Consider the following 12,470-nt stretch of genomic DNA (forward strand, 5'->3'; position numbering starts at 1 on the left):
AAAACAAATCAATCATTATTCTTTTATTATTTTTATAAATTAATCATCTATTCGATTAATGCCATAATTCCGTAACTTATTGGCTATTGATGTGTGTGAAACGCCTAACCGTTTCGCGAGTTTGCGCGAACTCGGATAGTTATAATACAACTGTAACAAAATATTTTTTTCGAATTGTTTGGTCATTTCATCAAGTGTTTTATTTTCGATATCATTGATCCAAGAAACTTGGGTCGAAGTTATCGTAGGTAGAGCAATATCTTTTACTGTTAATTGTGATGATGTCAATTGAGATAATGCGGAATAAAGTACATTTTTAAGCTGTCTTACATTACCTGGCCAAGAGTATTGCGTTAAGTAAGGGATAACATCCTGACTCACTTTTGGCGGGGTAATACCTTGCTTATTAGCAAATTCATCAATGAAAATATGAGTAAGTGGTTCTATGTCATCCTTGCGCTCTTTTAGTGAAGGTAAATTTAAAGACAATACATTCAAGCGATAATAAAGATCTTTCCTAAACTTTCCTTGTTCCACCAACTCAGCTAAATCAACTTTAGTCGCACAGATGATTCTAACATCAACATAAACTTCGTTATCGTCACCTACTCTTCGAAAATATCCATCATTAATAAAACGTAATAATTTGGTTTGCATTTGGAATGACATCTCATCAATGCCATCAAGTAATACAGAACCACCATTTGCTTGCTCAAAAAAACCTTTTTTACTTTCAACGGCTCCGGGATAAGCGCCTGCTGCATGTCCATAAAGTTCACTTTCAACAACATCATCGGGCATTGCTGCACAATTTAAACCTAAAAAAGCTTTATCACCCCTAGGACTATATTGGTGACATGCGCTAGCTAATAAATCTTTACCAGTCCCAGTTTCACCAGTGATTAGTAATGGTTCTCGTTGCACCGAAAATGCTTTAGCTTGAGCAATCAACTTTTGCATAGCTTGACTTTGAACGGCGAAAATATCAAAAGCATGACTGCCAACAACATTGATTTTTGATAGTCGTCTTTTTAAATATTCAACCGGTTGTAAAACAAAAGTAATTTTGAATGATTCACGGACTTTTTGCAATAAAAAAAACTGCGAATTTAAAACAATAATAGCATCATCATGCTGAGCTAAATTGAACGCTGCATCCAAATTAAATACATTTTGATAATCAAATTTTTGATTTAAATTCAATAAATTAACAGAAAATAGCGCTTTTGCTACATTATTATAAGCCAACAGTTTTGAATTATTATCGATTTCAATGATGGCTGCTTGCATTATAATTTTCCCACTTTTCATTTAACTTCATTAAATTGTTATGACGAACTTGCCAATCATGGCTATTAATTAAGTCAACACAATTGATTTTAGTTGTCGTCAATAACTGTTTTGCTTTATCAGTTAGTAATGATTGTTTTTTATTTAAATTAGTCAACGCATCTAAAATAGCTAATGTGCCATTGCGGTTATTACATGCCAATAATAAATCACAACCAGCATTAAGTGCAGCTTCTGCTCGTTGAGCATGATTACCTAAAATCGCTGCACCTTCCATTGATAAATCATCCGAAAATATAATGCCATTAAAATGTAGTTGTTCACGTAATACAGTTTTAAGCCAAAATGCTGATCCGCTAGCTGGTTTATCATTAAATTCAGGATAAATGACGTGAGCAGGCATAATAGCGTCAAGTTTCTTTTCAGCAATCAATTTTGCAAAGATCTGCATATCATTTTCAATAAGTACTTTAGAGCGATGATCAACTGGCGTTTCTTTATGAGAATCAGCAATCACATGACCATGACCTGGAAAATGTTTACCCGTTGTTTTCATTCCTGCACTATGCATACCATCAATCATAGATGATGCAATTTGATAAGCAATATTGATATCTGAATGAAAGGATCGACTACCAATTGCTAAACACTCATGGCCTAAATCTAATACCGGCGCATAACTAAGATCGATGTCGTAGGCAATCAATTCTATAGCCAGCAACCAGCCAGCATCGAAGGCCAATGATTTAGCCTGTTCGATATCATTAAGCAATGCGAATGATTGAGCAGGAGGAATATGGGTAAAACCTTTTTTAAAGCGTTGAACTCGCCCCCCCTCATGATCGACCGAAATTAATAAACGCTCAGATGTGGTAGCACGAATCTGTTTAATCAGTTCAGTTAATTGTTCTGGATCTTCGTAATTACGACTAAATAAGATGATACCTGCAACCAACGGATTTTGTAGAAGCTTTACATCAGAATTAGTTAACGATGTTCCTTGCACATCAATCAATAAAGGCCCCATTACTCCGCAGCCCCTTGAACATTATTCGATGGCACATCTTTTGATGTTACCCGTTGTAAAATTTCACCAGTTTGCGTTGAAAGTAACTCCATAGAAAGGTTTGCATTATCATTTTCTGATGGAGATTTATAAAGTGTAGTAAAAAGCACATACCCAGCATTCATTGATTTTGCTAAACCTATCATTTTGCTTCGTGATACAAGTCTATCATCAGCCGAAATACCTAATGCTTGTTTGGCCCGGTTGATAGATTGCCTATCAGCGACAGTAAAAAGATTTTGTTTATTCATTAAGCTATGTAACGTTTCATCAACCTGATTTGTTGCTAAATAATCTCCACTGCGATTTTGAATATCACTAATCAACAAAACTTTATTGCCTTCAATTGAGGATGAAGATTGCATTATTTTATTTACAAGTGGTGATAAAATTGTATTCCAATCAATTGTCTTTGCAATCTGTGGAGGCGTATCTACTACACCTGGATCACTCGGTGTTTCAATTGGGGCTTTAACTTCAGTTTTTTGATTAGAACCTAAAAGTTGACAACCAGCCAAGCTTAAAGCCAGCATACTAATTACTGCGGTACGTTTAAACTGTTTCATATAAGTTAACCTATTAATCGCCCTAAATTTTTACCGCCCAATAAATGCATATGAATATGAAAGACTTCTTGTCCCGCATCCTTATTACAATTCATAATTAAACGGTAACCACTTTCATCAATACCTTCCTGCTTGGCAATTTTAGCCGCCACTACCACCATATGACCAAGCAAAGCTTCATCAGACGCTTCTATATGATTTATGGTTGGAATCAATTTATTGGGAATAATTAAGATATGTGTAGGAGCTTGAGGCGAAATATCTCGAAACGCAGTAACTTTATCATCTTGAAAGACAATATCAGAAGGAATTTCACGGCGAATAATCTTACTAAAAATGGTTTCTTCAGCCATATAAACACTCCCTAAAAAAATAGCTATTAATTTTAAATTTTTATTCTGTTAAGAATAGCATACTTTAATGACAAAAATGTATAGATATCGTTGCATTTTTATATTTACGCTTCATATTTTGATAAAAAAAGTTGAGGAGCGGGGTTTTTGAGGGAGCTAGTAGCCGTTTTTTGGATGATTAAGATTATATTTTGCTCGTAAATAGCCAAATCGTATTTTTATAACTTATTCATTTGTTAAAGAGATTAATTTGATATATAATGCGCCGTCGATTTCAACCGCTTAATTTTCATGTTCCTTGCTTTCAATGGGTTGCGGTTGCCCCGACAGAAAGCTGATTAATCCGTAGGGAGCGATAATGCGTCATTACGAAATTGTATTTATGGTTCACCCAGATCAAAGTGAACAAGTACCTGGTATGATTGAACGTTATACTGGTACATTAACCACTGATGGTGGAAAAATCCATCGTTTAGAAGATTGGGGTCGTCGTCAATTAGCCTATCCTATCGAAAAACTGCATAAAGCACACTATGTGTTAATGAATGTAGAAGCTACTCAAGAAGCAGTAAATGAACTTGAAGATAACTTCCGTTTCAATGATGCAGTAATTCGCAGTTTAATTATGCGCACAAAACACGCTGTAACTGAAACATCACCTATGCTAAAAGCTAAAGATGAACGTCGTAGTTCAGAAGAAGATTATAGCGATGTAAACATGGACGATGATTCAGAAGAATAATCGTTTAGTTTTGTCGGGCTTGGTCACCAAAACCCCGATAAAAAAAATGAGTCCCAGTGGGATTTTACACTGCCAGTTTTATTTAGAACACGTTTCTGAACAAATTGAAGCAGGATTCCCAAGACAAGCATGGTGCACAATGCCAGTTATTGTCAGTGGACAACAAGAGTTAAGTTACAGTATTAAAAAAGGCAGCAAAGTATTAGTAAGTGGCTTTATCAGCACACATACTAAACGAGATAAAACCAGTCAATTAGTTTTACATGCTGACCAAATTAAACTATTAGGAGAATAGCCAAATGGCACGTTATTTCCGTCGTCGCAAATTCTGCCGTTTTACAGCAGAAGGCGTTAAAGAAATTGATTATAAAGATGTTTCTTTATTAAAAAGCTATATCACAGAAAGTGGTAAAATTGTACCAAGCCGTATCACTGGTACTAGCGCAAAATATCAACGTCAATTAGCTCGCGCTATCAAACGCGCTCGTTACTTGGCATTATTACCATACACTGACAACCATCAGTAATTAGCAACAGAGGGAACATATAATGCAAATTATTCTACTCGATAAAGTTGCTAATTTAGGCAGCTTAGGTGATCAAGTTAATGTTAAAGCGGGTTATGCTCGTAACTTTTTAATTCCACAAGGTAAAGCAGTACCTGCGACTAAAAAGAATATTGAATTCTTTGAAGCGCGTCGTGCTGAATTAGAAGCAAAACTAGCTGAAACGTTAAAAGCCGCAGAAGAGCGCGTATCTGAAATCAATGCATTAGGTAAAGTAACTATTACTTCTAAAGCGGGTGATGAAGGTCGTCTATTCGGTTCAATTGGTACTCGTGATATCGCTGATGCAGTTAAAGCTCGTGGTATTCAAGTATCAAAAAGCGAAGTTCGCCTGCCAAATGGTGTATTACGTACTACTGGTGAACACGAAGTGTTATTCCAAGTACATAGCGAAGCTTTTGCTAAAATTATTGTTGAGATTATTCCTGAATAATCATCAGATAATAGCAATAAAAAAACCCGTTGACTATAACGGGTTTTTTATTATATCAATTTATTTTTTCTATCTATTACTACCTTAACAAGAATAATTCATTAAACGATTTTGTGACTTATTCTTCAGTTTGAACTTCTGTTTCTGATTTTACTTGTTCTTCTTTATAAAGTTTATTGTCGTACATTTTGACAAACGGCAAATAAATCACCAAAGCTAATATTGCTGAAAGTATCGCAACAAACATAGCACGATAATCACCACCGGTACCAATAAATGCCCCTAATCCCATTGGTGATGGCCACGGCACTAGCGCAATAATAGGATTCATAAAACCACTACTTATAGCAAAATAACCTAAAGTACCACAAGCCATTGGCGCTAATAAAAATGGTATGGCAAGATATGGGTTATAAACTATCGGCATACCAAAAATAATTGGCTCATTGATATTAAAGATTGCAGGAACTGCTGAGGCTCGACCTAAAATTTTCAATTGACTCGACTTAGCACAAAAAGCAATAAAGAATGTCATAAGAAGTGTAGAACCTGAACCACCTAAAATAACCAAAGAATTGTTAAACTCTCCCGCAAATGGAATATGAGCACCACCAACGTTTTCATTCATATTAGCCAGCATTATTGGTGTTATAAAAGCACCAATGATACTTGCACCATGAATACCTACAACCCAAAGCGCATGAATTAAAAATAAAATTACCATAATACCAAGCCAGCTTTTAGTCAAATTGGTTACAAAGGTAAATGGAACACCAATAATATCGAAAATATCAGTACCAAAGAAAATTAAAATACCGTTTAAAATAATAACTGTAAAAGCAATAACAAAGGTTGGAATTAGTGCAGTAAATGAGCGTGATACACCTAATGGAACGGTTTCAGGCATTTTAACCACCCAATTACGACGTACACAGAGGAAATAAAGTTGAGTTGCCACAATAGCCATTACTATTGCAATAAAAATACCCGAAGTACCTAATCGGAAAACAAATGGTTGTAATCGTAATCCATTGAAGACTTCACTTTGGTCACTAAGCAATACCATAGAACCATTTTGTAGAACTAATTCCGGTAAAGTCATAACAAAAGCAAATACTGATAACATAGCACCATTAAGCGCATTCACTTTTAAACCGGTTTCTTCTTCCTCAATTTTGGTTAATTCATAACCAACTACAATGTTAAAATAAAGCGCCAATATTCCCATTGTCGCAGTGTTCGCAATCATATAAAGATCGCTTACTTTGAAAATGGTATTTTGGAAAAGAGTTTCTAATCCAGTAAATGTCATTGGTAATGTATTAAATACTAAAAACATCGACCCAACGATACAAAAAGGAACTGATGCCATCCCCGCTGCCATTACTGCCCTTACAATCTTAAACTGCGATATTTTAGCCATCGGAGTCATTAGATATTTTTGTAGCAACACAAATCCGGTATTCATTTTGTTTTCCTCATTTAATTAATGATTTCTTGATAAGCTTGAATTCTTTTAAAATGTTTATCCTCATTACGTTCGATTTTTTTCAATTTTATTAATATAAGAATTGTAAAAACTAAACTTGTTAACATTATTCCCAATAGTATGTTTATAGCCTCTTGTGAATTTTTTAAGAATGGAAAGAAAAAGTGAAATAATGGAGTGAATATCGAAACAATTAACGCAATGATAAATATCAACATTATTTGATAAAATAAACTGGCATAGCGTAGATGGTTTTTATGATTTCGATAAAGTTTAATTTGCTCAAAACTGGTTAGCGTAGCAAGTATTATGAGCATAATAGGTAGCACGATAGCTATAGATAAACTTCCCATCAAAAAAACTGCCCAATAGAGATTTATAAACAAAAAAAATGCTGTAGCATAACGAACCGCTAAAAAGCGATTAAAATAGAGGTTAGTCAAACTAACTTTTTTATGTAATTTAAGTTGGCTTTCTAGTGGTGTATTCATCTCAAACCTCTTTATTGATTTGATAACTTATATGTTTGTTGATATAGATGGGACATCTCAATAGCAATTTCTCTCAATGTCATTGTCGTCATCAAATGATCTTGAGCATGAACCATAATGATTTCCATCTCAATTTTAGTGCCACTTGCATAAGATTGAAGCAATTCAGTTTGAGATTTATGTGCTTCTAAAATCTCATGATTGGCTTCTTCAAGTAACTGCGTTGCTTGTTCGAAATTAGCCTCTCTCATCGCTTTAAATGCAAGGTGGATTTTGGTTTTGGCATTACCACTATGCAAAATAATATTGAAAGCAGTAATTTGAATATCCTCCGAGCTCATTATGTCAGTCATTGCTACGCTCCTTTTTCAATTAATTGGATAAAGTAAGATTTGAATTGATTAAAATCGGTAATTTCTAACATTGCATCTTGCATAGCTAAATCATCAATTAAATTGACAATCGCCTTGGTCATCATAGCTAAGTTGGAATTTTGGTATATTGATGGAGAAATCATAAAAATAAACTTAACATCTTGATAATTTATATCCCAACTCACACCTTGAGGAATAACAGCAATCGCTATTTTGGCTATCTTACCTACTGGAATAGCTGGATGAGGAACCACTATGGTTGGACTAAAGATTATTTCACCTAACGCAATCCTTTTTTCCATCTGTTTTTTCATCTCTTGCTTAAAGTTCTTTGATTCATTGATAGATAATAAATCAAGCAAATGATCCAACAGGGCTTGTTTAGATGGTTTATTGGGACACAAATAAAAATAATCAGCAGCAATTTCATCAAATACTTGAGCTATATATTTTGAATGATTCTGTTTTTTATCATCAATTGGTAAGAAATTTTTGGGTAATGAATTGGGGGCTTGTCTATGAGAAAGATATCGACGAATTGCTTGAACATCTTCCTCACAAAAAAATACAGAGACATGAAATACTGGTACTTTAAATACTTTGGATGATAAATCGACAGAAGAAATAATAAAATCGATATCATTTAACATCTCTTGTTCTATTTCATAATAACCACGTGTTGCTATAATTTTTACTCGCTCATCAAATTCACTTTCTACTCGATTTTTAAGTAATTGTGCACTACCAAGCCCCGTTGCGCAGATAATTAATACTTTAGCTTTCTGTTCATTTTTTAATTTTTCCAGTGATGCCAGAAAATGAAGTGCTAAATACCCCCACTCATCATCAATAACATTATATTTATTTAAATTGGGTAATTGATTGAAGTAATGCTTAACTAACCCAAAAACTTCACCATATTGGCTTTTAATTTCATCTATTAGAGGATTTTCTAATTTTATATTCTGCGCTAAACGCACAAGCATTGGTTTTAAATGCTGAATTAACCCATTTTTCAACTGTTCATCATGCCAAAAAGGATAGCCTGTTTCTTGTTCAATTTTTAAAAGTAAATTAGTTAATAAAGAACCAAGTTCTTCATCAAGATCGTCTTGGATTAAATTTGATTTACTCATCAAATGTAGCGTAAGGTACATCTGCTCTTCTTTAGGAAAATGAAAACCAATTATTGATTCAATACGAGCGATGATTCGATTAGCAACTTGATATTCAATAGCTGAATCAGCTGAAACAAGTAAATCAAGATTTTGGATTGTAAGACCCGACTGCAAACGTTTAATACTTAACGACAAATGTAAGACTATATTTTGAATCATTACATCAGATAATTTGATATTCGCTTCACGACACTCATCTAAAATAATGATAGTTAAGGTATCAAAGCTAATTGCTTCACATGCTTGATTAAAATAGGATAAATGGTGTAAAAAATTGATTGAATCCTCATGAAAAAAGTAACTCATAATAAAATGACGTTTAGCTTTTTCTTCACCATCAACATAAATTAAAGAATGGCTTTTATTAAGCGTGAGTTCATAAGGTTGTAATTGGGACTTAATTTCCGCAATATCTTTATTCAATTGGGATGAGCTAATAAATAGCTGTTCAGATAATGCTTCAACATCAATTTTTTGGCTTTCAAGTAATAATAAATTAAGGATATAGTGCTTTCGTTCACTTGCCTCCCGGCATTGGGATTTCTCAATATTTTTATCTAATAAATGATATTCAATCAAAAATAAATTAAATACAGTTCGATCTAATATTTCAAGTTGAAAACCATAGCCTTGTTTACTAACTATATTACCGCCATTGCGTTCTATTAATGTTTTTAAATCTTTAAGATAGGTACGTACAGTACGATCTGATAACGATAATTCCTCCGCGAGTTCTTGACTACTTTTAAATCCATTTTTAGAACGAATCAATAAACTAATAAGTTCTCGTTGTTTTTGTTTTATCATTATCTACTATACCTTAACTATTAATGAGAATTATCCTAAAAGATCAAGTCATTAAAATATAAGCTACTTCTATGATGCGATTATTAAACTAAACAATCGCATCAAGAACGGTAGAACTCAGATTTGCCTAAAATTAATTAATATTGTCCTCAACTAATTTAGCTAGTTGTTCAATACCAGATTGAATTGGAATATAAGCCTGAAAAGGAATACTTACAACAGGTTTACCCACTTCATCACCTAATGCTTTTAATTTATCAAACATCATCATTGTTTGCGGACTAATTAAAAACAGTGAAAAATCACTATTTTTAATTTTATTACTACCTTCAGTTGCAGATACCGCATCAAGTTCAATAGGTACATTTTTACTAGCAAAAAATTCAGTTACCTTTTTGGCCATAAGCGATGATGACATACCAGCTGCACAAATAATTAACGCTTTTTTCATAACTTCTCCTAATGAATTTAAATCGTTATAAGGTTTCACCATTTGACTCAATGACTTTTTTATACCAAGTAAATGAATCTTTACGGCTACGTTTTAAGGTTCCATTACCTTTATTGTCTTTATCAACATAAATAAAGCCGTAACGTTTTTCCATTTCACCGGTTCCAGCTGACACTAAATCAATACAACCCCATGGAGTATATCCCATCAAATCTACACCATCTTCTTCAACCGCTAACTTCATTTGTTTAATATGTTCTCGAAGATATTCAATACGATAACTATCATGAATACTTCCATCAGCTTCAACTTTATCATATGCACCAAATCCATTTTCCACAATGAAAAGCGGTAAATGATACATATCAGTTAGCCAATTTAATGTATAGCGCAAACCTTCAGGATCGATCTGCCACCCCCAATCAGATTTTTTAACGTATTGATTACCAATTAAATCGGTTTTTTCATTATATTCATAGTTATCTGATTTTTTTCTAATCGCATTAGACATGTAATAACTAAAACCAATGTAATCGACTGTACCGTTTTCTAATACTTCGAGATCTTGGCTTGTCACGTCTAATTTAAAGCCTTTGCGTTGCCAGTATTTGATAATATGATTAGGATATTGACCATGAACATGAACATCAGTAAAGAAATACTTACGTTCCATGACTTTATGAGCCATTAAGATATCACCTGGTTTACAGGTTTCCGGATAGATTGGCACAACAGCAATCATACAACCAATTTGAAAATCAGGATTGATAGCATGACCTATTTGCACCGCTTTTGCGCTTGCAACTAATTCATAATGTGCAGCTTGATACATGATTTCTTCTCTGTTATCACCTGCTTTGTAATAAATACCTGAGTTAGTGAAAGGCGCAAAATCTTCATTAAAATTAGCTTGGTTATTGATCTCATTAAAGGTCATCCAATATTTCACTTTATTTTTATAACGATCAAAACAGACCTCAGCAAAGCGAACAAAGAAATCAATTAATTTACGATTACGGAAGCCACCATATTCGTTAACTAGATAATAAGGTAATTCAAAGTGCGAAAGGGTAACAACCGGCTCAATATTATATTTTAAACATTCATCGAAAAGATCATCATAAAACTTCAACCCTTCTTCATTTGGTGCAAGCTCATCACCTTTCGGGAAGATTCGAGTCCAAGCAATCGAAGTTCGAAAACATTTAAACCCCATTTCAGCGAAGAGTTTAATATCATCTTTATAATGATGATAAAAGTCGATAGCCTCGTGATTAGGATAATACTCACCAGGAATGATTCCTTCGGTAATTTTTCGATAACTTTTAGGCGATCCAACAGTCATCACATCGGCAACACTAGGCCCCTTACCACCAGCTTGCCAAGCACCCTCTAATTGATGAGCAGCAACCGCACCACCCCATAAAAAATCTTTTGGTAAACCTTTATTATTCATGATCAAATACCTGTATTAAATGAGAGATTAAATACAGTATAAAAGGAAAAAATTTGAATTACTAACCAACTTTTTCCGTATTGATCAGGAAAATATACGCAAAGAAAATAGATGTAAAAGCGTGATGATTAAAAAAATTAAATTGCGCTTACCGTGCTCATTAACTAAATAAATTGTTCAAAACCAGCGGCATATTTGGACGGTACAAATTCGATAATATCGTACTGGGCAATTTGCTGAATATAAAACGGATCTTTTTGCATTATAGTTAATGCTTGTTCTTTATTCTCAGCACGACAAAGTATCACACCGCCAGTACGTGGCACTTTTCGGCCTGAAGCAATAAAATGTCCCTATCGATAATTATCTTCAAGGTAATCGATATGCTGCTGTAAAAATTTTTCAACTTCACTAATGGGTTTAATATAAGTGAGGGTGAATATAAACATAATAATTCTCCATATAAAAAACCAGCTTAATAGCTAGTTTTTATTGACTATACATATTGATAATAAACCCATATCTATAATAACTTAGTTGTGGACTTGATAGCATTTATAGTATTGAGTTTTTACTTGCGTTCCCATTGACCATTTTCATTCTTGCGGTAAACCTTTTCTACAGCTGACCACGCCACTCTAAATGCGATTTGCTCTGGCGAACTTTTATCTCGTCTTTTTTTGGGATCTTGGTACTCTTTTATGGCATTGTTAAAAGATTCTTTAAAAATATCTTGAGCATGTTCGGGTAAAACATGGCGTACAGATTCGGGTAAATCATCTCGTGTTTGATATGGCATATAACATTTCCTCAATAAATTAGTCATACATGAATGAAAATTTAAAAACGGTAAAAGTTAAAGCTGCTACAAAATCAAAATACGTTTAAAATTTAGTCTCTTTTTGGCAAGAATACAAGTTTTAATTTGCTTTGATTAATCACCCTATTTTTTCTTTTATCAGCTAGCTCACCATTGCGGTATTTTGGCTAAAAATAAGATCCAAATAGCTAACCTTTAGTGTAATTAACAAAACTATCCAATTGAATAGTTGAAAACGGCTAACACATGCAAAGCAGCTAAATACTTGACAGTAAATAATTTAGCTACTTGCATAGGTGACGATTTTGCTAATCATAGAAAACAAAAAAATTTAAATAAAAAATAAATTGCGTTCAATAAAACAGCAAAAATCTGCATAAAATTCAAT

General features: G+C 33.5%; 14 protein-coding genes and 2 pseudogenes. 4 read left to right on the plus strand and 12 right to left on the minus strand.

The features are described from left to right. Nucleotides 1–39: 39 nt before the first annotated feature. From J3U18_RS01105 to hinT, 4 genes and pseudogenes are all read right to left on the minus strand, one after another. Nucleotides 40–969: pseudogene (locus J3U18_RS01105) on the minus strand (sigma 54-interacting transcriptional regulator); the annotation flags it as partial. Between the two features lie 301 nt (nucleotides 970–1,270). Beyond that, nucleotides 1,271–2,317 carry a beta-N-acetylhexosaminidase gene (gene nagZ, locus J3U18_RS01110; protein WP_267352710.1) on the minus strand — a complete coding sequence of 349 codons (1,047 nt, stop codon included), beginning with the start codon at nucleotides 2,315–2,317 and terminating at the stop codon, nucleotides 1,271–1,273. Continuing rightward, nucleotides 2,317–2,922: a penicillin-binding protein activator LpoB gene (locus tag J3U18_RS01115; RefSeq protein WP_267352711.1), complete on the minus strand. Its 606-nt coding sequence runs from the start codon at nucleotides 2,920–2,922 to the stop codon at nucleotides 2,317–2,319. The genes nagZ and J3U18_RS01115 overlap by 1 nt, the downstream gene beginning before the upstream one ends. 5 nt (nucleotides 2,923–2,927) lie before the next feature. Continuing rightward, a complete protein-coding gene (hinT, locus tag J3U18_RS01120; protein WP_267330180.1) occupies nucleotides 2,928–3,275 on the minus strand; it encodes a purine nucleoside phosphoramidase in 348 nt (115 codons plus the stop codon). A 358-nt stretch (nucleotides 3,276–3,633) separates the two neighbouring features. Between hinT and rpsF the strand changes: the two genes are divergently transcribed. The 4 genes from rpsF to rplI are packed head-to-tail and all read left to right on the plus strand — an operon-like array spanning nucleotide 3,634 to nucleotide 5,016. After that, nucleotides 3,634–4,017, plus strand: coding sequence for a 30S ribosomal protein S6 (gene rpsF / locus J3U18_RS01125; RefSeq protein WP_034882519.1), 384 nt, complete (start codon nucleotides 3,634–3,636; stop codon nucleotides 4,015–4,017). Next, a complete protein-coding gene (gene priB, locus J3U18_RS01130; RefSeq protein WP_065563076.1) occupies nucleotides 4,001–4,312 on the plus strand; it encodes a primosomal replication protein N in 312 nt (103 codons plus the stop codon). The genes rpsF and priB overlap by 17 nt, the downstream gene beginning before the upstream one ends. 4 nt (nucleotides 4,313–4,316) lie before the next feature. Further along, nucleotides 4,317–4,544: a 30S ribosomal protein S18 gene (gene rpsR / locus J3U18_RS01135; RefSeq protein WP_025314965.1), complete on the plus strand. Its 228-nt coding sequence runs from the start codon at nucleotides 4,317–4,319 to the stop codon at nucleotides 4,542–4,544. 22 nt (nucleotides 4,545–4,566) lie between these two features. Then, nucleotides 4,567–5,016, plus strand: a complete 450-nt coding sequence (rplI, locus tag J3U18_RS01140; protein ID WP_065563077.1) for a 50S ribosomal protein L9 — start codon at nucleotides 4,567–4,569, stop codon at nucleotides 5,014–5,016. Nucleotides 5,017–5,134: 118 nt separating this feature from the next. Here the strand turns inward: rplI and celB are convergent, their stop codons facing one another. From celB to J3U18_RS01180, 8 genes and pseudogenes are all read right to left on the minus strand, one after another. Beyond that, nucleotides 5,135–6,484, minus strand: coding sequence for a PTS cellobiose transporter subunit IIC (gene celB, locus J3U18_RS01145; RefSeq protein WP_267337484.1), 1,350 nt, complete (start codon nucleotides 6,482–6,484; stop codon nucleotides 5,135–5,137). Nucleotides 6,485–6,498: 14 nt separating this feature from the next. Beyond that, nucleotides 6,499–6,996 carry a 5-oxoproline transporter, DUF979 family subunit gene (locus tag J3U18_RS01150; protein WP_267352712.1) on the minus strand — a complete coding sequence of 166 codons (498 nt, stop codon included), beginning with the start codon at nucleotides 6,994–6,996 and terminating at the stop codon, nucleotides 6,499–6,501. 11 nt (nucleotides 6,997–7,007) lie between these two features. Next, entirely contained in the window at nucleotides 7,008–7,349 is a 342-nt protein-coding gene (locus tag J3U18_RS01155; protein WP_065563080.1) for a PTS cellobiose transporter subunit IIA, read from the minus strand. Between the two features lie 2 nt (nucleotides 7,350–7,351). Beyond that, nucleotides 7,352–9,355, minus strand: a complete 2,004-nt coding sequence (locus tag J3U18_RS01160) for a BglG family transcription antiterminator (RefSeq protein ID WP_267352713.1) — start codon at nucleotides 9,353–9,355, stop codon at nucleotides 7,352–7,354. Between the two features lie 133 nt (nucleotides 9,356–9,488). Further along, the gene (locus J3U18_RS01165) at nucleotides 9,489–9,806 is read right to left on the minus strand and encodes a PTS cellobiose transporter subunit IIB (protein WP_065563107.1); all 318 of its coding nucleotides are present in this window, start codon (nucleotides 9,804–9,806) and stop codon (nucleotides 9,489–9,491) included. A 25-nt stretch (nucleotides 9,807–9,831) separates the two neighbouring features. Continuing rightward, nucleotides 9,832–11,262, minus strand: coding sequence for a 6-phospho-beta-glucosidase (locus J3U18_RS01170; protein WP_267352714.1), 1,431 nt, complete (start codon nucleotides 11,260–11,262; stop codon nucleotides 9,832–9,834). Nucleotides 11,263–11,426: 164 nt separating this feature from the next. Continuing rightward, nucleotides 11,427–11,711 (minus strand): annotated as a pseudogene (locus J3U18_RS11865) (YciI family protein). Between the two features lie 122 nt (nucleotides 11,712–11,833). Continuing rightward, nucleotides 11,834–12,061 carry a ChaB family protein gene (locus tag J3U18_RS01180; protein WP_220224972.1) on the minus strand — a complete coding sequence of 76 codons (228 nt, stop codon included), beginning with the start codon at nucleotides 12,059–12,061 and terminating at the stop codon, nucleotides 11,834–11,836. Between the last annotated feature and the right edge of the window lie 409 nt (nucleotides 12,062–12,470).

The sequence above is a fragment of the Gilliamella sp. B3482 genome (assembly GCF_026536805.1).
GTDB lineage: Bacteria > Pseudomonadota > Gammaproteobacteria > Enterobacterales > Orbaceae > Gilliamella > Gilliamella apicola_E.

What these genes read in the sequence shown, in the direction of transcription:
- J3U18_RS01115 (WP_267352711.1), bottom strand. Translation starts at nt 2,922, where the DNA reads ATGAAACAGTTTAAACGTACCGCAGTAATTAGTATGCTGGCTTTAAGC.
- rplI (WP_065563077.1), top strand. Translation starts at nt 4,567, where the DNA reads ATGCAAATTATTCTACTCGATAAAGTTGCTAATTTAGGCAGCTTAGGT.
- J3U18_RS01160 (WP_267352713.1), bottom strand. Translation starts at nt 9,355, where the DNA reads ATGATAAAACAAAAACAACGAGAACTTATTAGTTTATTGATTCGTTCT.
- rpsR (WP_025314965.1), top strand. Translation starts at nt 4,317, where the DNA reads ATGGCACGTTATTTCCGTCGTCGCAAATTCTGCCGTTTTACAGCAGAA.
- J3U18_RS01170 (WP_267352714.1), bottom strand. Translation starts at nt 11,262, where the DNA reads ATGAATAATAAAGGTTTACCAAAAGATTTTTTATGGGGTGGTGCGGTT.
- rpsF (WP_034882519.1), top strand. Translation starts at nt 3,634, where the DNA reads ATGCGTCATTACGAAATTGTATTTATGGTTCACCCAGATCAAAGTGAA.
- J3U18_RS01150 (WP_267352712.1), bottom strand. Translation starts at nt 6,996, where the DNA reads ATGAATACACCACTAGAAAGCCAACTTAAATTACATAAAAAAGTTAGT.
- nagZ (WP_267352710.1), bottom strand. Translation starts at nt 2,317, where the DNA reads ATGGGGCCTTTATTGATTGATGTGCAAGGAACATCGTTAACTAATTCT.
- celB (WP_267337484.1), bottom strand. Translation starts at nt 6,484, where the DNA reads ATGAATACCGGATTTGTGTTGCTACAAAAATATCTAATGACTCCGATG.
- J3U18_RS01165 (WP_065563107.1), bottom strand. Translation starts at nt 9,806, where the DNA reads ATGAAAAAAGCGTTAATTATTTGTGCAGCTGGTATGTCATCATCGCTT.
- J3U18_RS01180 (WP_220224972.1), bottom strand. Translation starts at nt 12,061, where the DNA reads ATGCCATATCAAACACGAGATGATTTACCCGAATCTGTACGCCATGTT.
- hinT (WP_267330180.1), bottom strand. Translation starts at nt 3,275, where the DNA reads ATGGCTGAAGAAACCATTTTTAGTAAGATTATTCGCCGTGAAATTCCT.
- priB (WP_065563076.1), top strand. Translation starts at nt 4,001, where the DNA reads ATGATTCAGAAGAATAATCGTTTAGTTTTGTCGGGCTTGGTCACCAAA.
- J3U18_RS01155 (WP_065563080.1), bottom strand. Translation starts at nt 7,349, where the DNA reads ATGACTGACATAATGAGCTCGGAGGATATTCAAATTACTGCTTTCAAT.